Consider the following 19,182-nt stretch of genomic DNA (forward strand, 5'->3'; position numbering starts at 1 on the left):
TGGAGGTGTGACTGATGGACAGTGACGACCTGCCACTCTCCCGCGAACAACTGTCGATTGTCGGGATGGCGCTGGCGGTCGTCATCGTCTCGGTGGCCGCGCCGATGCTGTTCGCGCCACAGTCGAACGCACCCGAGGATGCCAACAGTGGCGAGGTGTACTCGACGCCGACTGACAGCTCCGACAGCCAATCCGAGCCAGCATCGACGCCAGCCGAACCGACCAATCCTATTGACGACCTGAGTACCGCGCCACGCGCTCCCGACGAACCACTTGCGTCGGTTCCGGACACGCACGTCGAGAGTAACACGAGCAAGCCATCGCTGTCGGCCTCGACTGGGGCACAGACGCTGCGGGCTGCAACGACGACCGTCGAGGGCGAGCCGGCGCTGAACCTCACCGACGACCGCACGCACGACGGCCGCTGGGTCGGCGTCTCGACGGACTGGCTCAAACAGCAGCATGGCTCGGTGCCAGCTGTCGTCGGCGTGGTTCACGAGTCTGGCGCGGTGTATCAAGAAGAGGTCCACGTCCGGAACGGGCAAGCACAGTTCTGGGTCGACGGGTTCTCGACGAACACGATTACGTTTGGCGGCACGCTCCGGATCGAGGGCCAGCCAGCGACGACTGGCACGACGCATCTGTATGAAGTGCGCGACCTCGACAGTGCGACGGACCCGGAAATCACGCTCACTGGACAGGTCAACACCGAGCGCGATACGACACAGGTCGTCGGTGCGACCGACGGCCAGTCGATTCCGCTCTCAGTGGCTGGCGACAACCTCGAACCGCGCAATCCCGAGGTGACCTTTACTGGCGTCGAACAGACCACGACCGACGCGAGTCTGTTCTCGACAACGCTGTCCGACGGTGAGACTGTCGACTACAGTGTCGACGGGAACCAGCCAGCGACGAATGTTTCGACGACGTTCATAGGCAAATCGACATCGAACCGCCGGACGGTTTCAGCGTCGAACATCGCCAACGGCGATTCGTTCACTTATAACGTCGGCGGCAATACTCTGGCGAACGACGCGTCAGTGACTTTTATCGGAGAATCGTCGACAAAACCGGCTTCGGATGGGGGCACGCTATCGGCTGGCGGCTCGGACTCGCTTAATCTCAACGGCAACTTAGACCCGGGAAACGAGCAGCTTACTGTCTCTGGCGGATCCTCATACTCGCAGGGAGATTTTACGTATATAGCAGGTGGGAAGTGGTCCTCTGAGCTGAAACGCGTTCCCAATTCGGCAATGACTGAGATCACATTTCATTTGGAGGAACACTCAACTGGTGGCTCATATGAGATATATCTCACTCGTGAGGGAGTGGATGCAGACCACACCGAAGGGACGTTAGTGGCGTCTGGAGTGAGTTTCAACGAGCGACACAAAACTGTCAATATTTCGCCATGGGATCCAAAAGGTGCAGATAACGTCACCCTCTCTGTACATAAAACCAGCAATCCAGAGGGGGGTGTCAATTTCGAACGGAGCGGAGGCGGGGCACAGTCGTTTGTCTACAACGACGGATATTACTACGATTCGTACATTCATATTGATTACAAAACCGGGGCCGATGTGACAATCTCAACGGATAGCGGCACATCTGAGAGCTTTTTCGTAGAGGGTGGTGGATCGCAAACTAAGAGTTTCCCAGTCGATCTGGGGGATAGTATTTCCGCAAGCGGAGCTGGGAAAATTGACTACTCATTTGATTATTCAGCCCGTACGGGAACTGAAAACCCGGCCATCGACATTAATGGCGACGGATCTACCGATGCGAGCTACTCTGGAATCCTCCAACCGGGAGAGACAGCGACGGTCAGCGCATCGAACATCCCCAGCGGTTCACACACGGCAACCGCATCACTTGCCGGCGGCCAGACCGACGTTGACCTCTCGTTCACCGAGCGCACGGCCACAAAGAACCCGTCGATAGATATCAACGATGACGGAACGGCTGATGCGTCATACGACGGCGTTCTGATGGATGGCGAGACCGTCACGCGGTCGATGCCGGACATCCAGTCCGGGTCACAAACAGCACAGGTATCGACCAGCCACAAGGTCGGCGTCGATGCCGGGTCAACCGTGACCACGACGACACAGGACCCGACACTGGATATCGACGGCGACGGGATGGCCGAAGCCGAGTATCTCGGCAAGCTCACCGAGGGCGAATCGCAGACCGTCCAGATCGACCAGTTCGATGCGTCGGTCAGCAATGCAACCGTCGGCACGCAATCTGGCGCGGTCGACGTGGATATCGACTACACCGAGCGCACGCTCACTGAGGACGCTGGTGTCATCATCAACGGCCAGCCCGTGCGGATGTCGGGAACGCTCAGCCAAGACGAGACACAGACGCTCACCGGAAACAAGAGTTGGCTACAGTCTGGCCAGAACAACGTCACTGTCGTCGCTGGCGATGGCGACACTGGGACGGATGCACCAGCCCCGACCGTCAAGATCGACTACCAGCACGAGCTGACGACCAAGTGGGCAGTCACGTTCAGCGACGAGGCATTCAGTGAGCGCTACAACATCTCGCGAACGTACCTCTCCAGCCGCGAGGATGCCACGCTGACGATTCCACACGCACAGAACATCATCTCCCTGCGGACGCTGGAAGTGCGCCTCGACCAGTCTGGTGGCTGGACGGAGATCCCGGCGTCGGCCCGAACCATGCAGGGGACGGACCTGCAGATCGACATTGCGGCGCTGACCGGCGGGACCGTTCCCGAGGGGACGACTGTCGAGATCCGGTCGGTCGGGTCGAAGGTTGATGTCCACAACGGCGCGGTCACGGTCAAGCAGGCCACGTCTGTCGGGACCGATCTCGACTCTCGCGTGCGGCTGGATAGCTGGGCATCGGATTCCTACATCAGCGTCAGGAATACGTCACAGGCCCAGCAACTCCACTACGGCGTCAACGAGAGCTATTCGGCGGAAAGCGACTACGCGAAGCTCTCGGCAGACCACGCCCAGCAGGTGCATTTCCCGGAAGCCACTTCAGGTAGTGAGGTTGGTATCAAGACTGCGCCCGTTCAGCTCTCACCGACGAACGGAACCATTCGAGCGAGTGTGCCAGAACAGCAGACGAACGCGACCAGCCCGGCGTTCGTGGTCAACCCCGGCCAGCGCTCGGGTGAGTCGTTCACCGTCGAGTACATCGGCGCGACCGAGGGGACGTGGTACGGCGTCTATGAGGTCGACACGACAAAGCGATTCGACCGCGTCCAAGGCCGCGAACCGATGACGGTGCCGAAAGACGATATCGACTCGGTGATTCGGGTCAAGACAGCGCCCGCACCGACCGCGAACCCCGAGGGCGCGTCGACGATCTTCGGCGCGGCCGATCAAGGGAATCTCGTCGGTCTCATCGCCCTGTTCGGGTCGATTGCGATGCTGTTCGTGATCGGACGGCGACCCGACCAGTCCCGCGACGTGGTCGACTCGGTCGCGACCGGCGCTGGGGACGCGGCTGGACAGCTCCCGCAGGTCGGCGGCGTCGTTGGCACTGCCGTCGAAAGCGGCCTCGATGCGCTCGGCGATGCTATTGTGACGCTGGGTGAGAACACGCTGTTGACGAGCGCTGTAGGGGCGGCGACACTCGTGGCAGCCATCCAGTCGGGTTACATCGATATCGGGCCGGAACTGGGTGCGATGCTGACTGTCGCCGGAATCGCTATCGGGTCTCTGGTAGCCCTGCAGCGGCTCGATGCGTTCACGACCGCTCGATGGATTGCGATTGTCGGCATCACTGGCGTCGTGGCACTGCAGGCACTCGGTGAGGGCGACCTGCTGACGGCGCTGGTCAACTCGGATGCGTTCGTGATCGTGCTGGTTATCGCCGGCTACGCGGTCATCCAGCTGGTCCGCGAGTACCGAGCGAACAACTCGCCGGACGACGACCAGCCACAGGTGAACATCATCGCCAGCCGCGGCGGCGGGAGTGACGACTGATGTTCGAGTGGTTTAGCGTTCTGGTCGGCGAGTTCGGGAAAGAGGTCGCACTGGTCACAGCTGTCGTGTACGGGGGCTACAAGTTCCGGCGGATTCAGAGTATCCTCGGCGGCGTGGTCGGGGCGATCGGGACAGCCGCGACCTTCGGCGCGCTCACCGTCGGCGCACTCGTGCTGGGGATGGCGACGGGCTGGATTAGCGTCGACGCGGGGCAGATGCTGGGTGATATCGTCTCCGGGGCTGGCACTGCGTGGGATATCATCGGGCAAGATGCTGTCGAGTGGCTCACAACGGAGGTACTATGACGGACCTCGATGGCGTCGAGGACCCACCGGAGTGGGCAGCGTATCAGAACCTCTCGCCAGCGGCCCAGACGTGTCTGTTGCTGGTCGGCCAGCACGACGGCGACGGGTGGCGCGGGCTGATCGCACAGGCGGCCCAAGAAGGGAAGGATATGAGTGACCGCTGGGTGCGCGAACAGCTCTCAGAACTGGAAGAGAGCGGGTTTATCGAGTCTGAAGGACCGAACACGCGCCGGGAGACGTTTGCGGTCACTGACGAGGGCCGGGAGGTGCTGGCGGGGATGCGGAACAGTCTCGACCGGGCCTTGGGGGACGACTGAGGGATATGGGACACTGATGACCGTACAAGCAATCATTCAGAGAACAGGGGAATTGACAGACCTTGGGTCTGGGCTCGCAACTATCGCGGCGATCACAGCGGCCGGGTTAGTAGGCCTGCTGGTATTGTTGCAGTCCTACACCGAGCGAAACATCTGGAACTACCTCTCGCGCGTTGATGGAATCGGCATCGTCGCGATCGGCACATCGCTGTCGGTACTGTACGCGGTTGGAACTCAGAATTTCGAGTTGTTACGGGTATACGGGACGCCGATTGCCGGCGTGCTGATACTCGTAATTGGTATCAAGTCCGAGCGAGTGTCAGGGCCTGCAGGGCTGTTAGAATGGCTGACTCTGGATGACGCGCTACGGGCGATAATTGTTGCAGCCTCTCTCACAACGCTGGTCGGCGCATTCCGTTCTGGCCCACAGAACGTGGCAGTAGCTGAGTATTTGGCTGGGTTTCCACACTCAGGGCTGTTGATCCTTGGCGTGATCGTGGTGATTCCAGCGAAAAAACTGCAAGAACTGGGTGACAACTAACGTTCGATTAGTTCACCAGTCTTAATCAGTGCCAGTGGGGCGTATCCGTCCTGATAGACAGTGTAGAGATAGTACGCAAATGTGAGGAAGATTAGCACGGTCCCGACAACAATCCCCTCAATTGCTGCATCCATATTCACCGATACACGTACTGGAATAATAGGTGTTAGGGTGGGAAACGATAGTCGCAACGACCTGGAGAGGCACCCTCAAAACTCGTTTACACAGGATTAGCGTTCGATGAGTTCGCCTTTCTTGACCAGCTTCGGGATGCTGTATCCCTCCCGATGCCACTTGATTAGCATCACTGCATAAATGACGAATACTAAACAGATACCAATCATGGCCTCCAAGAGCTCAGTCGTCACCTCAAGGCCAAGGGCCATACTGAACAGTGGTGGCGGCCGAATCTTAGAACTTCGGGTGAGTGGTCGGTGACCGACGGTATCTGGCCCGTTGTGGCAGGGCTGTGGGTCACCGTGATACCCATCAATGCTATCAGTGGACTGTTCAGGGTAACCTTCTGACAACCCCTTCATTTCTCCTGGTTCATCTGGAGTCTGCGGTACGTAGCGGTGTGTATTTTTGCGCCCCGCATGGGGCGTGGCCTTAGCCACACCTCTGTTCGGTGTGGGACCGCTGGCTCCGCGACATTGAATATCTTGCAATTGGTTGGCTTGGATAGAATATGGTATCACCATCTTATTCGTGGGATGAGACGGACTACGGGTATGAACTGGACAACAAACGGATCTCCGTGGATGAGATGAAGATGGAAAGATGGGATACCGGAGAGAGGATCGAGACGACAGCGTTCAATGTGCAGGTACGGATCGGCACACCGGGGTACGCCAGTCCGAAGGATGTCTTGGCCTACGAGGACCCGAAGCCGGCATGGGAGGCAGCCAATATTCTAACACATTTCCTCGAAGAGTGGGGAAAAATGGGCCTGAGCGAACTTCAGAACACGCCGTCTGGGGACTCTCTCCCGACTGGACTGGCTGAAGACGACCCGATAGATCTGTTTGAGGCATCACTCGGGTACAATGACTTCAAACTCAAGCGTGCGCTACCGTAAGAGCCGATAGGGTATCTTTTCCTCGGTTGCTCATGGGCCACTATCCTGCCGTAGCGTTCGTCTATCCATCCAGCACGCTCTTTCAGCCGATGACACAAGTGCGGGAGCGCGGCGAGCGCTATGCGAGCCGCGCAATTGGATGGGAGCCGCTTACGGGCAACTACCGTAGGGACACATAGGGTGCGGGCGGCCCGACACCGAACCCCTACGCCGGCGTGAGACGGTGAGAGACGGGGTAGAAAGCCAGAGCTGGCCGATAGAAATGGCCGAACACTGGCTGAAAACTGGGCCAGTGAGACGCAATTACCCAGATGCGAGAGAAAATACCGCTACAGATAGCTGTGAAACATAGAACTATCAGCTACAGACTACGTTAGGCGGGTTGAACGAGTGGAAAAAACAATCGCTGACGAGTGCTACAGCTACAGAACCGGCGACCACGTCGCCCGAGTGAGGCTAACCGAAGAACTCGGGGTACGGGTCAGTGCGTATTTGGACGTGTTCGGGGTCGATGTACTGCTGGTCGAGCGCACGACCCAGCTGCGAACCGTCAAGCAGGACTTCGCGGAACAACCGCCAGCGCTCCTCGTCGCGATCGACATCCGTCGAGTCGTCGCCGTCGTGATCGTCGCCCCTGTCGTCGACGTCGTCAGCTGATTCGTTCTCCGCCGTATCGCGCTCCTGCCGGCGCTTACGGCGTTCCTTACCGACCTGACGGATATCGTCGAGGCCACGGTCAGGATGGACCTGCTGAAGCGCCTCGGTGGCGTTCAGTCGAAGTTCCTCGTTGTGGTAGACAACGATGCGCGGGTACGTCACTCGCAACAGGATATCCATCGACTCCAGTTCCTGGACGACCTCGCGGACATAGTCGTAACTGAAGCCAGTGATCTCCTCCAGCGTCTCGTAGCTACACCCCTCCGTGACGGCGACCGTCCAGAGAATATCCCACTTCGCCGCTGACAGACTCTCGTAGGTCGTTTTGAGGATCTTCCGTTCGCGCTCTTCGTTGGCCTCTTCCATCGCCTGCCGCCAGCCGGTCGGAACGATCACGTCGACCATCTCGCGGTCGTCAGGCTCGTAGTAGTCGTCCTCGCGGAGATCGGGTAGCCCGACGCCGGACCGAATAGCGAATGTCGACACCATCTGTCGAAGCGTCGCTCGGAGTACGGTCCACTCGTCGGCGTGGGGCAGCTTCGTGTCGTTGTCTGTTCCGGAAAAGAACGCTTCGAGCTTCGGGTTGCGAAGGCGCTTGTCGGCTGGATTCCCGCTGACACGATAGACTTTCAATCCGAGGTTGTAGCCTCCACGAGACGCGTGACCGGCGAATCCAATACGGTTCCACATATCCGATACGACGCGCTCTTCAACGTGTTTCCCGCCGCTGTACTTACCACCACCCGACGCGTCGCCGTCGCCACCGTGCTCGACGAGCGTCCGGGCGCTCCGGAGTTTGTTCGCGACGACGCTCATGAACTCCTCCGTGAAGCGATGATGAACCTCGCCCTTCCAGACACGCCAGGACTCGCGGTTGATGGTCGACCAGTCCGGGCGATCCTTTCCGAGCGCTTCAAGCGCGGCGTTGGTAACCGTAATCGTCCGCGTGAGCGTCTCCTGGGAGCCTGCATAGGTGGTCTGCGTCCGGAACTTGGTTCCCTCACCGTACTGACAGACGAGGTGGTCGCCGCTCTTGTAGACGAGATCCTCGTCCTGTGGCTGGACCCACGTCTGGAAACTGACGGGAGCTCGAAGGCTACTGTCGAGTTCGTCATCTTCAGAGTCGTAGCGCATCACTTGGATCGAGTACTCGTAGCGGACGCTTCCGGTAATTTCCCGGCCGTTGGCCTCCGTCCCCACTTTCCAGGGCTTCGACTTCACCACGAGATGGCACGGATAGTCGTCGTGCAACCAGTCCCAGCGCTGGTGCACGTCTTCGAGCAAGACGTATGGCTCGTTGTCCGGGTCTTCGACACGCTCGCGCCAGCCCTCCCAGAGACGCCGGTAGGCAGACCTGTCGTCAAGGTCGTTCAGGACGATCTCGGTTCCGTGGCCGTGGCTGATGGGGTCCGGATAGTCCAGCACATCGTATTCTCCGGAGCTGGTGATGTCGTCGTCACGTCCGTCGAACGATTCGATATCGGGGGATGGAGTCGTTGCGTGGGCAGAACTCATAGTTCAGAATCGAGCGCGGCCTCGTGGACCGGGTCGGGAACAGCAACTGCAATCACTTCGCCGTCGATCTCCGCGTCGACGGGCACGAACGACTCCGGAGCGAGTGCGACCGGTGCGGGGAGAACGAACTCGGCGGCCCGGTGTCGGTCACAGCGATACCCAAAGACAGGTATTTCGTCACCAACTGCGGCGAGTACATCGTGGTCGAGGAGGACGTCGGCAGGTATCTGCGGTGTCCCGACCGACTCCTTACACCCGCGGCCACACACGGGGCAGAATGCCTCGTCCTCGTGGTCCGGAACGTCAGGTGATCGGACACACACGCGGTGGCTTACAGCCGGCGTTCGGGCGGAGAGCGTCACTACTGTTCACCCCCGTCAGTCGCGAACGCACCGAGCGTCGAGGCCTCAGTCCGGGCACTCGTCTCGTCAGTATCGACGCCGCCGGCCTGATGGCTGTCGACGAGCCGCTGAGCCGCGGCCTGGTCGCGTTCCCGCAGGTCCTCGGGCGTGACCGCAGCCTCGTCGTCACAGCACTCACACGGCCGACGGGGGCCACAGGGGAGCCGGTCTGGTCGCTCGCCGTGGAGGTCAAGCCACTCCTCGCGCTGGTCGAGGCGCTGCATGACCTTCGCCCGTGGCTTCGAGAGCGGGTTGCGCGCTTGATCGGCAAAGCGGTCGTTTGCGAGTTTCTTCTCGACGCCTCGCCAGGCACGAATCCGCTCGATGCTGTCGATCCCGTCGATAAGCGAGAAGACCAGCTTGCGACGGGCCGAGTGCGACAGCAGGTCCTGGTCCAGCCACCGTGCGGGGTCCTCGCCGATATCGTCTGCAAGCCGGGGACAGCGCAGCCGCTCGCGACGGTCGCCCGCCTGGTTCTCTGACGGCATTACGCATCGTCACCCCCGAAGCCGATTCGCCAGAACTGCGAGAAGTGCTCGCGACGGGTCCAGGGCTTGACGCTCGCGCTGCCACCGCCGTAGGCCCAGACAGTCGCGCCCAGCAGGTGCTCGCGGGCGATACTACGCACCGGACTCACCTCCCGTCAGGTCCTCGTCGGCACGGAACAGTCGCGAGGAGTCCTTCCCCGTGGAGCAGCGCGGACAGAGTTCGTCGGTAGCGGGTTCCCCCTCTTCGTCGGGCTGGTTAGGGCGAAGGTATCGATAACGCTTCTCGGTCAGCGTCTCCTGGCCGCACCCGTCGCAGGTGAAAATGACGGGCCGTCCGCCGTCAGGCCGGGCACGGTTTTCACGGTTCGCTCGCGCCCGAACGCGGTTGGCCTGCCGGGGCTGGAACTCACAGAAGTGCCGCCAGATGAGTTGCCACTGCCGTTCGCAGGGGCCACACATCTCGCGGGTCTCGCCGTCGGGCCAGCGCATTCGGCAGGTCCGGTCAACAGCGCCACAGGACTCACACACGTCGTCGTGTGAGACCATCTACGCGTCACCTCCTTCCTGGTCCCACTCGAACTCGTGGTCGAGCGACGCGTCGGGCTGTGCGAGCTTGGCAGCGAGGTTCTCCTCAGGATAGTCGTGGTCGCCGAAGGCGGACGTGTCGGCGTCGTCGCCGGTGTCGATGCTTCGGTGTAGCTTCGTGCCGTTTTTTGTCGTGTAGAGGAACGTCTCGACGTCTTTCTCCTCAACAGTGTCCCAGTCGTCCGGGAAGCACTGTCCACAGAAGTCGAAGCCCTCGACGCGTGGGGAGTCGGCCGGGAGCGGCTGCCAGCGCCCATTGGCCGCGCATGGAACTTCTAGCGTGACCGTGGCCCCGCTCATGGCCGACACCTCCCGTTTTCGAGGGCGACGCAATCCTGCTCGTTTTCGATGAGAGGGAAGCCACAGAACTCGCAGATGAGCGGACTTTTTTCCGGGGTGGAAGCGTCCAAACTCATGCGGCCCACCCCACACTTAAACGAGGGTGTTCTATTCGCCTCGGTACGAATAGTAATTTGGTTAGCGTAGCGCTATACTGCTCGTAATCTTGATCCGGGTAGAATTGTAGTGGGACCGCCGAGATTCGAACTCAGGTCCGACGCACCCCATGCGCCGAGGATACCGCTACCCCACGGTCCCGCACTCTGGGAGAGGTGGGTGTTTTAATTAAGAGCTTCGCTTTGATGACGAGAGTGCCAGCCCGTGACGGGGAAGCGAAGTGGCGGAGCAGGCTGGTTACTCGGCGACTTCGGTACCGGGGCTTTCGATGGTGACATCGGTAAGTGACCAGCCTTCGGTCGCAGACCGGGCATCGACACCGATAGCATTCTTTGCCGCGGTCACGGAGATAGTCGACTCAGAGACAGTCCACGAGGCGTTCGTCTTGATGGCGTGGATTCCCTGCTGTCGGCTCTCGATAGTCGTATTTTGGATGGTCCACACACCGGTCGTACGAGCAGTGAAGACCCCAATATCTCGGGTTTCGAGCGTGGTATCTTCGAGTGTCCAAGCGCCAGTCGAAAAGGCGGTCACAAGGCCGGTGTCGCTCTGTGTGACCGTCAGGTCGGTGACCGTCCAGTTACCTTCGCTGTTAATAGCTTTGACGCCCGTATCGCTTCGGCGGACCTCCGTGTTCTGGACCGTCCAGTCGCCAGTCGTACTGGATGCGTCGACGCCGTCAGCACCGGATCGGTCGACGACCACCGCTTCGACCGTCCAGTCGCCCGTAGACCCACGGACATCAGCGCCGTCGCCACCGACATCGACGAAGCGGGTATCGCGAATCGTCCAGTCGCCGCTGGTGCCGCGGGCGAACACGCCGCTGTAGGTCGTGCTGGCGACGGCGGCGTCCTCGATAGTCCAGTCTCCAGTCGTGTTGGGCGCGTAGACGCCGACATCGGCGGCGATGACAGTCGTCTCAGTGACCGTCCAGTCGCCGCTGGTTCCGTTGGCCGCGAGACCGAAGCGGTAGTTCCGCACGGTGAATCCGGTGACGTTCGCTTCGGCTGTGCCGGCCAGCGTGACGCCGGTCCCGTTGACGAACCGCGACCCGTCCAGTATCGCCCGGTCAGGTGCGACGAGGGTAATACTCTCGTTGATCCGGATCTCCTCACGGTAGATGCCCGGCCTGACTTCGACGGTGTCACCGCTATCAGCGGCGTCCACGGCGGCCTGTATCGACCGGTAATCGGCACTCCCGGATTTGTCGACGGTCACTGTCTCCGCTGCTGTCTGGGTCCCAGCCACGCCGGCTGGCATGACAGCCAGTGTCAGCAGTATCGACAACAGGAGGGCAGTTAGCCTCGGACGCGTGTTTCTCATAGTTAGGGTGATAGGGGGCGAATAGATGTAAACCGTAGTGTTCGTTCACCCGTCGCCGGCAGTACGCTGCAGTACAGCTGGAAGTACCGGCGACGCACGCGGCGGCGCGGCCCGCGAAAGCGTTATCGGCCGGACCGGCGAACCCCGGAGTGTGCTGGAGCTGACGTACGAGTCTGGAACAATCCGCGTGTCGGGGGACCCGCCGTCGGACCTGCCCGGCGTCGAGTACGACCGGCGTTCACAGACAGGGCGAGCGCCGGCCTGCCGGTACGCCGAACTCGCGGCCGCACTCGATGAGCGTGGGCTGGCATACGAGGACTGCGTCTGCTCGCTCCCAACACTGTCGCTCTCGACGGCGTACGACCTCAGAGACTACCAGCAGGCGGCGCTTGACGCCTGGCGAGGGGCCGAAGACAGGGGCTGTCTCGAATTACCGACGGGGAGTGGCAAGACGGTTATCGGCATCGCGGCGATGGTCGCGCTGGGGACACCGACGCTGGTCGTCGTCCCGACTATCGACCTGCTGGAGCAGTGGCAGCGCGAGCTACAGCAGGAGTTTGACCAGCCGGTCGGCCGCATGGGCGGGGGCGAACAGCGCGTCGAGGACATCACGGTGTCGACGTATGATTCGGCGTACCTGCGGGCCGACGAACTCGGCGACCGGTTCGGGCTCGTGGTCTTCGACGAGGTCCACCACCTCGGCGGGGAGGGCTATCAGGATATCGCTCGTCTGCTCGCTGCCCCGGCTCGACTCGGGCTGACGGCGACGTTCGAGCGGCCGGACGGAGCTCACGAGACCATCGAAGACCTCGTCGGGCCGCTCGCCCGGCGGGTCAGCATCGACGACCTGGCGGGCGAGCACCTCGCGGACTACGATATCAAGCGCATCGAAGTTTCACTCACGCCGGACGAACGGGACCGCTACGAGGAACATCAGGGGACGTTCACCGACTATCTCAAGCGCTCCAACATCCAGCTCCGGTCCGGCAGCGACTATCAGGAACTCGTGAAGCGGTCCGGCAACGACCCGGCGGCCCGGGAGGCGCTGCTCGCGAAACAGCGCGCCCGCGAGGTGATGATGAATGCTCGGCGGAAGGTCGACCGGCTGGCGACGATTCTGGACCGCCACCGCGAGGACCGGATCATCGTTTTCACTGCCCACACCGACCTCGTGTACCGCCTCTCGGAGCGGTTTCTCATTCCCGCGATAACGCACGAGACTGACGCGAGCGAGCGTCGGGAGATCTTAGAGCGGTTCCGCGACGGGACGTACTCCCGGGTCGTGACGGCGAACGTCCTTGATGAGGGTGTTGACGTACCCGACGCGAACGTCGCCGTCGTCCTCTCAGGAAGCGGCTCTGAGCGGGAGTTTACACAGCGGCTTGGCCGGATTCTTCGGCCGAAGGCCGACAGCGGGCGGGCACTGCTGTACGAACTCGTGACAGAGGAGACCGCCGAGGAGCGAGTTGCCAGGCGACGGCGGTAGCGCGCCGTCGTTCCGCGCCGCAGAGGCTGTCGACAGCGTTTTTGTCGCTCCACAGCGGAGACACTCGTGTGCTGACGAAAGACCTCCTGCGCGTCTCGCGGGCCGGCGGCGGCTATCACCTGCAGTTCGCCGACGCCGACGCGGAGCGGCTGGCGGCCCGCGTGCTCGGTATCTACCAGGGCCACGTCGGCGAGTCCCGCGAGAGGCTGGAGACCGCACTCGCGGACATAGAGCGTGAAGCTGACGATTTCAAGCTGGTCCGCGGGCTGGCGAAGCTCGTCGAGCGGGAGGCCACGTTCGAGACGCGGGCCCCGGTCGACCCCGTTCGCGCCCGTCGTCGGGTGTTCGAGGCCGCTGCAGATGCCGGGGTTGTGAGCGAGGCCGAGCGAGAACAGGCACTCGCAGCGGCCGCCGACCACTTCGGCACGGACGCCGAGACGCTGGCCGACGCGCTGTACGCCGACCGGGACTCGCGACAGATCCTCACTGCGGTGGACTCTCGCTGGGGGCCGGACGCACTGCGGACCCAATACAACCTCTCGCTTGCGCAGACAGCACTGTTCGACGCGACCGAGGTCCGCGTCCGCTCCTCGGACCCGAAGGCGCTCGTCTCGGCGGTCAAACGCCTCCGACTCATGTACGAGATCCGCCGAGCGGAGGACGGTCGGGAGGTCGTCGTCACGGGCCCCGACGCGCTGTTCTCGAACACGCGACGGTACGGCACCCGCTTCGCTCGCCTCCTGCGAACGGTCGCGGCCGCGGGCGAATGGGACCTCACGGCGACCATCGACGACCGTGGCACCGAGCGAGAACTCACCCTCTCCGAGGCCGACGTGTCGATTCCCGGTGTCGAGCCCGTAACGGAGGTCAGCTACGACAGCGGGGTCGAAGCGGACTTCGCGGGCCGGTTCGCCGCGCTGGACCTTGACTGGGACCTGATACGCGAACCGGAGCCGCTGGCGGCGGGCGAACACGTCGTCATTCCGGACTTCGCCTTCGAGTGGCGACCCGGCGCGGACACCGGGGTACGGGATACGGGTGGAGAGGAGCCAGATGGGACCGACGGCGACGCGCCGTTCCGCGTCTTCTTCGAGATTATGGGCTTCTGGACGCCGGAGTACGTCGAGAAGAAACTTGCTCGCCTTGACGCACTGGAGGACGTGGAGATGCTGGTCGCCGTCGACGAGTCACTCGGCGTCGGAGAGGAAATCGAAGCGACGGATAACAGGGCGATTCCCTACACCGGGACGGTCAGCGTGAAAGACGTCCGGGACGCACTGCGGCCCTACGAGGAACGGCTGGTGCGGGAGAGTGCCGCAGAGATACCCGACGAACTCCGACCGGACGACGCTGTCATCTCGCTCGCCGACCTCGCTGTGGCGTACGGCGTCAGTGAAGTCGCGCTGGAAGACGTTTCCTTTCCTACCCACGAACTGGTCGGCCGCACACTCGTCGACCCTGCCGTGCTGGACGAGCTGGCCGAGCAGATCGAGCCCGGCATGGCCTACGAGACGGCGAGCGAGCGACTGGATGCCCACGGTATCGCGGACGACAGCGCCGCCCTCGCGCGACTCGGCTACCGGGTCGCCTGGGAGGGTCTGGGGAGCGGGACCATCGAACCGCGGGACCCAGAAGCGTAGCGATTCGCGCCCGCCAATCAGAGTTCCCGGCGGCGGCCCTTCGGCACCTGCGACCTGAGTTCGCCGTAGACGTACAGGCCGACACCGACCGGTTCGGCCTCACCGGCGAGGTCGTGAGTGACGACGAGATATCCCCAGTCGCCGTCCCAGTCGAGTTCCTGATCCTCGCCGGCCACGAACGCTTGGGCGGCGTCCTCATCGAGGTGGATGACGTTCCGGCTGGCGTGCTCGCCGAACCGCTGGACGGCCTCCAGCGTCGGTTTCCAGTGTTCCTGACGCGTCCGCAGGAACGTCATTCCCAGTCCTTCGATATCCACCGGTGACGGCGGGTGACCCCGGTACAGCCACAGTTTGCCAGCGCCGCGTTCCCAGAAGGTGTACCCCTCGAACGTCTCCGAAGGGACGCCGAACCGCTCGGCCCAGAAGTCCAGCACTTCCTCGCGGGTCGCTCGCTCGGGATCGTCTCGCTCGTCGTCTGTCTCCGGGAGCCGCGTGAACTCCGTGCTCTGGTCGCTCATTCCGCGGGCACCTCCAGTTTTGCACAGAAGAACCCGCCCGTGTCGTTGTGGTGGGGATAGATGCGCTTGGCATCGGCCACGCTCGGGTCGTAGGTCTCGTCCTGCCACTCGGTGATCCCCGGGGCGTGGTTGAGTGGGAGGTCGTAGTCCACGATTTCACAGGCCACCTCGTCGAGCACGTAGTCCAGCACGGCCTCGTTTTCCTCCGGTGCGAACGTACAGGTGGAGTAGACAACGGTTCCGCCTGGCTCGGTCACCTCGACGGCTCGCTTGAGGATGCCTTTCTGGACGCCGGAGATACCCTCGACGTGCGAGAGCGACCAGTCCTCCAGCGTATCGGGGTTCTTTCGGATGGTCCCTTCGCACGAGCAGGGGACATCGACGAGCGCGCGGTCGTACCCCTCGCCGCCGAAGGGCTTGAGCGAGTGGTTGCGGCCGTCCTCGTGAGTGACGGCCACAGTCGTCGCGCCCAGTCGCTCGGTGTTGGTCCGCAGCGCCGAAATCCGTCCGAGGTTGTTGTCGGTTGCGACGACTTCACCGGTGTCGTCCATCAGCGCGGCGAGCTGGGTCGTCTTGCTCCCCGGTGCCGCGCAGGCGTCCCAGACCCGGTCGCCGGGCTGCGGGTCCAGTACGGTTGCGGGAATCACTGACACTTCTTCCTGCCCGTGAATCCAGCCGTGGAAGTACGGCCAGTTCGCGCCGGGAGAGTCCTTGGGCAGGACGAACAGGCCGTCGTGCCAGTCGACGGGCTCGACGGCGATATCCGCGTCCGCGAGCGCCGTCTGAACCCGCTCGACGGTAGTTTTGATCGTGTTGACCCTGACGGCCGACGGCAGCGGGCGTTCACACGCATCGATGAACGCCTCGAAGTCGTCGACGATGGGTCGGTAGCGGTCGAGAGGTTCCATTGTCCGGCGTTCGCTGGCGGTCGGTTTGTGGGTTTCGAACGGCAGTGGCCCATGGCTTTCAAGCCGCCGGCGACCGACATTCGAGATATGGCACATATACAGGTCCACCGCGACGATATCGCCCTTGACTCCCCGACACTGGTCGAGGGGCTCCCGGGTGTTGGACTCGTCGGTAAGATAGCCGCTGACCACCTCGTCGATCTCTACGACATGGAGTACTACGCGTCGGCTCACTGCGAAGGGCTGCCAGAAATCGCCGTGTACGGAACTGACGACCCGGACGTTCGCCCGCCGGTCCGACTGTACGCGGACGAGGATCGTGACCTGCTCGTCCTTCAGAGCGACGCCCCGATCTCCCCTTCCGGCGCGAAAGAGTTCGCTAGCTGTATGGTCGGCTGGTTCGAGGCTAGCGATGCGACGCCGATCTACCTCAGCGGCCGTCCTGCCGAGAAAGATGGGGTTCCGGGCGTGTACGGCATCTCGACGGGCGACGGGGCGAGAATGCTTGAGGAGGCGGACGTCAATCCGCCCTCTGAGAACGGCGCGATTACCGGGCCAACCGGCGCGCTGGTCCACGAGTCACAGCGAATCGGGCTGACGAGTGTCGGACTCATCGTCGAAGCCGACCAGCAGTTCCCCGACCCGGAGGCGGCGCGGGCACTGCTCCAGACGGGCATCAGTCCGCTCACTGACTTCGAGATCGACACTGAGGCGCTGGTTGAGCAGGCCGAAGAAATCGGGCGCGCCAAGGCACAGCTTGCACAGCAACTACAGGAGAATCAAGAGGAGAGCACGAGCGCACGGCCGCTCGGGATGTATCAGTAATGGCGGGCGCAGATGACATCGTTCGTGGGCTACTGGTCGTAATCGTCGTCGCTATCGGCACGGTTCTGGGGTGGGTGCTGTTTGTCAGAACACCTGACAGCCTCGCCCAGTTGCTCGGCGTCCTGCTGGTCGTCGCTGTCGCCGTCGCCACAGCCCGTCTCGGCAGCAACATCGCCGGCTCCCTCCTCCCAGCACACAACGTCGCGGAGGTCGCTGTTGAAGGGCCAATCAGCCGTGACGGCGGTGGCGGCATCACCAGTCCGCCGGTCGGGGCGTCGGCCGACGACATCGTCGAACAGATCGAACGGGCCGACGAGGACCGCGGCTCCGAGGCGCTACTCTTGAAGCTGAACACGCCGGGCGGCGAAATCGTCCCAAGCGAGGACATCCGCATCGCCGCCGAGCAGTTCGACGGTCCGACCATCGCTTACGCGACGGATGTCTGTGCCAGCGGCGGCTACGACATCGCCGCCGGCTGTGACGAGCTGTGGGCGCGCGAGGGCTCTATCGTCGGCTCCATCGGCGTCGTCGGCTCGCGGGTCAACGCCAAGGACCTGGCCGACCGCCTGGGCCTCTCTTACGAGCAGTTCACCGCCGGTGAGTACAAGGACGCCGGCGTCCCGCTGAAAGAAATGACCGAGGACGAGCGCGAGTACCTGCAGGGCATCGTCGACGACTACTACGACCAGTTCATCGACACCGTGGCCGAGGGCCGCGAGATGGACGCCGAGACGCTCAGAGACACCGAGGCGCGCATCTTCCTCGGCGAGGAGGCGGACGAGCGTGGGCTCGTCGACCGGCTCGGCACGCGAGACGATGTCGAGGCGAGTCTGGAACAACGGCTGGGTGAGGCTGTGACGATCAAGGAGTACGAACCTGAACGCGGGCTGGCAGGGAAACTCCGCGGGGGGGCACAGCAGGTCGCCTTCGCCCTCGGTGCGGGTATCGCCAGCGTCGCCGACGGCGATATCGAGGGCCTCTCCTTCCGGCGATAGCTCGGGAGGTTTTTTATTCGGGGACCGCCTTCGCCGTAGTGTGACTACGCTGGTGGTGTGTATCGACAGAGACAGTCCGGCCGCAGCGGCGTGTCCCGTCGTCGGCCGCGACGCCGTCGAGTCACTCATCACCCAGACAGGCGTCGTTGACCCGGAAGACAGCCGGGTCAACTGCCTCCTCGAAGGGCTCGCAGTCACGGATGAACTCGAAGCCGAGGGGTCCTCGCCGGTCCTCGCCGTCGTCGGCGGCGGGAGCGACAGCGTCGGCTCGGACCGCGAAATCGCCGGCCAGATAGACGACCTGGTCGCCGAACACGACCCGGATTCTGCGGTCGTCGTCGTCGACAGCGCCGACGACGAGCGGCTGGTTCCCATCATCGAGAGCCGCGTTCAGGTCGACGCCGTCGACCGCGTCGTCGTCCGCCAGGCCCGCGACATCGAGTCGACGTACTACCTGCTCAAGCAGTTCCTGGCCGACGAGGAACTTCGCAAGACGGTGCTGGTCCCCGTGGGAATCATCATGCTCGCGTTCCCGCTGTTGCTCGTCGTCACCAGCCCGACCATCGCCGTCGGCGCTATCGCGGCCGCCGTCGGCGTGTTCCTCATCTACAAGGGACTGGGTATCGACGCGTACCTGTCGCGGCTTCCCGGCCAGACCCGGGAAGCGCTGTACTCGGGACAGGTGTCGCTCGTGACCTACGTCGTCGCCGCCGGCCTCTCGCTCGTCGGCATCTTCGCCGGGGTGCTGGGCGTCTCTGCGGTCGGCGATATCAGCCCCTTCCTGCTTGCGAACCGCTTCGCCTTCGCGTCCGTCCCGTGGCTGACCGGCGCGGCGCTGGCCGCCTCGCTCGGTCGCCTGCTGGACGAACTCATCCAGCAAGAGGGGGTCCGGAGCGCGTACGTGAATCTCCCGTTCGGTGCGGTCGCGGTCGGCCTCGTCGTTCGTGGCTTTTCTGCATACTTTCTCGAACGCGGTGGCGTGTTCGAGCCGTTTCAGGTGCCGGAGACGAACCTCGGCATCGTACAGATTCAGGGGTTCTTGCTGGAGGCTGGCACCCGTCTCGCGCTATTCATCCTCGCGGGTATCCTCATCAGCCTCGTTGGTGTCCGAGTGGCGACATACGTCAGCCACACCGATATCGAAGATGAACTGGTGGAATAGACAGCGATTTACGC

The 19,182-nt window shown here is 62.8% G+C and carries 21 protein-coding genes and 1 tRNA gene; 10 read left to right on the plus strand and 12 right to left on the minus strand.

What is annotated here, in order from left to right; genetic code table 11:
• Positions 1-14 precede the first annotated feature (14 nt).
• The 4 genes from AMS69_RS19705 to AMS69_RS10205 are packed head-to-tail and all read left to right on the plus strand — an operon-like array spanning position 15 to position 5,131.
• Positions 15-3,968 (plus strand): hypothetical protein, encoded by a 3,954-nt coding sequence (locus AMS69_RS19705; protein ID WP_077067784.1) that lies wholly within the window; start codon positions 15-17, stop codon positions 3,966-3,968.
• Entirely contained in the window at positions 3,968-4,273 is a 306-nt protein-coding gene (locus AMS69_RS10195; RefSeq protein ID WP_053967979.1) for a hypothetical protein, read from the plus strand. The genes AMS69_RS19705 and AMS69_RS10195 overlap by 1 nt, the downstream gene beginning before the upstream one ends.
• On the plus strand, positions 4,270-4,590 hold the full coding sequence (locus AMS69_RS10200; protein WP_053967980.1) for a transcriptional regulator: 321 nt from the start codon (positions 4,270-4,272) through the stop codon (positions 4,588-4,590). The genes AMS69_RS10195 and AMS69_RS10200 overlap by 4 nt, the downstream gene beginning before the upstream one ends.
• A 16-nt stretch (positions 4,591-4,606) precedes the next feature.
• A complete protein-coding gene (locus AMS69_RS10205; protein ID WP_053967981.1) occupies positions 4,607-5,131 on the plus strand; it encodes a hypothetical protein in 525 nt (174 codons plus the stop codon).
• On the opposite strand, the gene AMS69_RS20615 is transcribed toward AMS69_RS10205, so the two are convergent.
• A complete protein-coding gene (locus AMS69_RS20615) occupies positions 5,128-5,265 on the minus strand; it encodes a hypothetical protein (RefSeq protein WP_202904540.1) in 138 nt (45 codons plus the stop codon). The two genes, AMS69_RS10205 and AMS69_RS20615, sit on opposite strands and share 4 nt — an antisense overlap.
• A 96-nt stretch (positions 5,266-5,361) precedes the next feature.
• The gene (locus AMS69_RS20170; RefSeq protein WP_155119953.1) at positions 5,362-5,517 is read right to left on the minus strand and encodes a hypothetical protein; all 156 of its coding nucleotides are present in this window, start codon (positions 5,515-5,517) and stop codon (positions 5,362-5,364) included.
• Positions 5,518-5,819: 302 nt separating this feature from the next.
• Here AMS69_RS20170 and AMS69_RS10210 point away from each other — a divergent pair, with 302 nt between their 5' ends.
• Complete coding sequence (locus AMS69_RS10210; protein WP_053967982.1) at positions 5,820-6,209, plus strand: hypothetical protein; 390 nt, start codon at positions 5,820-5,822, stop codon at positions 6,207-6,209.
• 456 nt (positions 6,210-6,665) lie between these two features.
• Here AMS69_RS10210 and AMS69_RS10215 read toward each other — a convergent pair whose 3' ends face one another.
• The 8 genes from AMS69_RS10215 to AMS69_RS10245 all read right to left on the minus strand — a co-directional run bounded on the left by AMS69_RS10215 (position 6,666) and on the right by AMS69_RS10245 (position 11,634).
• The gene (locus tag AMS69_RS10215) at positions 6,666-8,381 is read right to left on the minus strand and encodes a hypothetical protein (RefSeq protein WP_053967983.1); all 1,716 of its coding nucleotides are present in this window, start codon (positions 8,379-8,381) and stop codon (positions 6,666-6,668) included.
• Positions 8,378-8,743 (minus strand): hypothetical protein, encoded by a 366-nt coding sequence (locus AMS69_RS10220; protein ID WP_053967984.1) that lies wholly within the window; start codon positions 8,741-8,743, stop codon positions 8,378-8,380. The genes AMS69_RS10215 and AMS69_RS10220 overlap by 4 nt, the downstream gene beginning before the upstream one ends.
• On the minus strand, positions 8,743-9,270 hold the full coding sequence (locus AMS69_RS10225; protein ID WP_053967985.1) for a hypothetical protein: 528 nt from the start codon (positions 9,268-9,270) through the stop codon (positions 8,743-8,745). Before AMS69_RS10225 ends, AMS69_RS10220 begins: the two co-directional genes overlap by 1 nt.
• Positions 9,270-9,410 (minus strand): hypothetical protein, encoded by a 141-nt coding sequence (locus tag AMS69_RS20175; protein ID WP_155119954.1) that lies wholly within the window; start codon positions 9,408-9,410, stop codon positions 9,270-9,272. The genes AMS69_RS10225 and AMS69_RS20175 overlap by 1 nt, the downstream gene beginning before the upstream one ends.
• On the minus strand, positions 9,403-9,816 hold the full coding sequence (locus AMS69_RS10230) for a hypothetical protein (RefSeq protein ID WP_053967986.1): 414 nt from the start codon (positions 9,814-9,816) through the stop codon (positions 9,403-9,405). Before AMS69_RS10230 ends, AMS69_RS20175 begins: the two co-directional genes overlap by 8 nt.
• Positions 9,817-10,155, minus strand: a complete 339-nt coding sequence (locus AMS69_RS10235; RefSeq protein WP_053967987.1) for a hypothetical protein — start codon at positions 10,153-10,155, stop codon at positions 9,817-9,819. It abuts the gene before it with no gap.
• Positions 10,156-10,381: 226 nt separating this feature from the next.
• Positions 10,382-10,452: transfer RNA gene (locus tag AMS69_RS10240), tRNA-Pro, on the minus strand.
• A gap of 96 nt (positions 10,453-10,548) precedes the next feature.
• On the minus strand, positions 10,549-11,634 hold the full coding sequence (locus AMS69_RS10245) for a right-handed parallel beta-helix repeat-containing protein (RefSeq protein ID WP_053967988.1): 1,086 nt from the start codon (positions 11,632-11,634) through the stop codon (positions 10,549-10,551).
• Positions 11,635-11,785: 151 nt separating this feature from the next.
• Here AMS69_RS10245 and AMS69_RS10250 point away from each other — a divergent pair, with 151 nt between their 5' ends.
• Together AMS69_RS10250 and AMS69_RS10255 are read left to right on the plus strand one after the other, a co-directional pair.
• A complete protein-coding gene (locus AMS69_RS10250) occupies positions 11,786-13,120 on the plus strand; it encodes a DEAD/DEAH box helicase family protein (RefSeq protein WP_053968352.1) in 1,335 nt (444 codons plus the stop codon).
• 68 nt (positions 13,121-13,188) lie between these two features.
• Entirely contained in the window at positions 13,189-14,760 is a 1,572-nt protein-coding gene (locus tag AMS69_RS10255) for a DUF790 family protein (RefSeq protein WP_053967989.1), read from the plus strand.
• A gap of 17 nt (positions 14,761-14,777) precedes the next feature.
• Here AMS69_RS10255 and AMS69_RS10260 read toward each other — a convergent pair whose 3' ends face one another.
• Positions 14,778-15,278 carry a DUF7122 family protein gene (locus AMS69_RS10260; RefSeq protein ID WP_053967990.1) on the minus strand — a complete coding sequence of 167 codons (501 nt, stop codon included), beginning with the start codon at positions 15,276-15,278 and terminating at the stop codon, positions 14,778-14,780.
• The gene (locus AMS69_RS10265; RefSeq protein WP_053967991.1) at positions 15,275-16,186 is read right to left on the minus strand and encodes an RsmB/NOP family class I SAM-dependent RNA methyltransferase; all 912 of its coding nucleotides are present in this window, start codon (positions 16,184-16,186) and stop codon (positions 15,275-15,277) included. The genes AMS69_RS10260 and AMS69_RS10265 overlap by 4 nt, the downstream gene beginning before the upstream one ends.
• A 51-nt stretch (positions 16,187-16,237) precedes the next feature.
• Between AMS69_RS10265 and AMS69_RS10270 the strand changes: the two genes are divergently transcribed.
• From AMS69_RS10270 to AMS69_RS10280, 3 genes are read left to right on the plus strand one after another with little or no spacing between them, the layout of a single operon-like run.
• Positions 16,238-17,011, plus strand: a complete 774-nt coding sequence (locus AMS69_RS10270; protein WP_080508824.1) for a proteasome assembly chaperone family protein — start codon at positions 16,238-16,240, stop codon at positions 17,009-17,011.
• Complete coding sequence (gene sppA, locus AMS69_RS10275; RefSeq protein WP_053967992.1) at positions 17,011-18,006, plus strand: signal peptide peptidase SppA; 996 nt, start codon at positions 17,011-17,013, stop codon at positions 18,004-18,006. The genes AMS69_RS10270 and sppA overlap by 1 nt, the downstream gene beginning before the upstream one ends.
• A 40-nt stretch (positions 18,007-18,046) precedes the next feature.
• Positions 18,047-19,168: a DUF373 family protein gene (locus AMS69_RS10280; protein ID WP_053967993.1), complete on the plus strand. Its 1,122-nt coding sequence runs from the start codon at positions 18,047-18,049 to the stop codon at positions 19,166-19,168.
• The last annotated feature ends 14 nt before the right edge of the window (positions 19,169-19,182 follow it).

This window comes from Haloarcula rubripromontorii (genome assembly GCF_001280425.1).
Taxonomy (GTDB): Archaea; Halobacteriota; Halobacteria; order Halobacteriales; family Haloarculaceae; genus Haloarcula; species Haloarcula rubripromontorii.

Excerpts from the sequence above, each read along its gene's own strand:
- AMS69_RS10245 (WP_053967988.1), bottom strand. The coding sequence starts at position 11,634 with ATGAGAAACACGCGTCCGAGGCTAACTGCCCTCCTGTTGTCGATACTG.
- AMS69_RS10205 (WP_053967981.1), top strand. The coding sequence starts at position 4,607 with ATGACCGTACAAGCAATCATTCAGAGAACAGGGGAATTGACAGACCTT.
- AMS69_RS10195 (WP_053967979.1), top strand. The coding sequence starts at position 3,968 with ATGTTCGAGTGGTTTAGCGTTCTGGTCGGCGAGTTCGGGAAAGAGGTC.
- AMS69_RS10210 (WP_053967982.1), top strand. The coding sequence starts at position 5,820 with ATGGTATCACCATCTTATTCGTGGGATGAGACGGACTACGGGTATGAA.
- AMS69_RS10215 (WP_053967983.1), bottom strand. The coding sequence starts at position 8,381 with ATGAGTTCTGCCCACGCAACGACTCCATCCCCCGATATCGAATCGTTC.
- sppA (WP_053967992.1), top strand. The coding sequence starts at position 17,011 with ATGGCGGGCGCAGATGACATCGTTCGTGGGCTACTGGTCGTAATCGTC.
- AMS69_RS10235 (WP_053967987.1), bottom strand. The coding sequence starts at position 10,155 with ATGAGCGGGGCCACGGTCACGCTAGAAGTTCCATGCGCGGCCAATGGG.
- AMS69_RS10225 (WP_053967985.1), bottom strand. The coding sequence starts at position 9,270 with ATGCCGTCAGAGAACCAGGCGGGCGACCGTCGCGAGCGGCTGCGCTGT.
- AMS69_RS10260 (WP_053967990.1), bottom strand. The coding sequence starts at position 15,278 with ATGAGCGACCAGAGCACGGAGTTCACGCGGCTCCCGGAGACAGACGAC.
- AMS69_RS10265 (WP_053967991.1), bottom strand. The coding sequence starts at position 16,186 with ATGGAACCTCTCGACCGCTACCGACCCATCGTCGACGACTTCGAGGCG.
- AMS69_RS20615 (WP_202904540.1), bottom strand. The coding sequence starts at position 5,265 with ATGGATGCAGCAATTGAGGGGATTGTTGTCGGGACCGTGCTAATCTTC.
- AMS69_RS20170 (WP_155119953.1), bottom strand. The coding sequence starts at position 5,517 with ATGGCCCTTGGCCTTGAGGTGACGACTGAGCTCTTGGAGGCCATGATT.
- AMS69_RS19705 (WP_077067784.1), top strand. The coding sequence starts at position 15 with ATGGACAGTGACGACCTGCCACTCTCCCGCGAACAACTGTCGATTGTC.
- AMS69_RS10270 (WP_080508824.1), top strand. The coding sequence starts at position 16,238 with ATGGCTTTCAAGCCGCCGGCGACCGACATTCGAGATATGGCACATATA.
- AMS69_RS10230 (WP_053967986.1), bottom strand. The coding sequence starts at position 9,816 with ATGGTCTCACACGACGACGTGTGTGAGTCCTGTGGCGCTGTTGACCGG.
- AMS69_RS10200 (WP_053967980.1), top strand. The coding sequence starts at position 4,270 with ATGACGGACCTCGATGGCGTCGAGGACCCACCGGAGTGGGCAGCGTAT.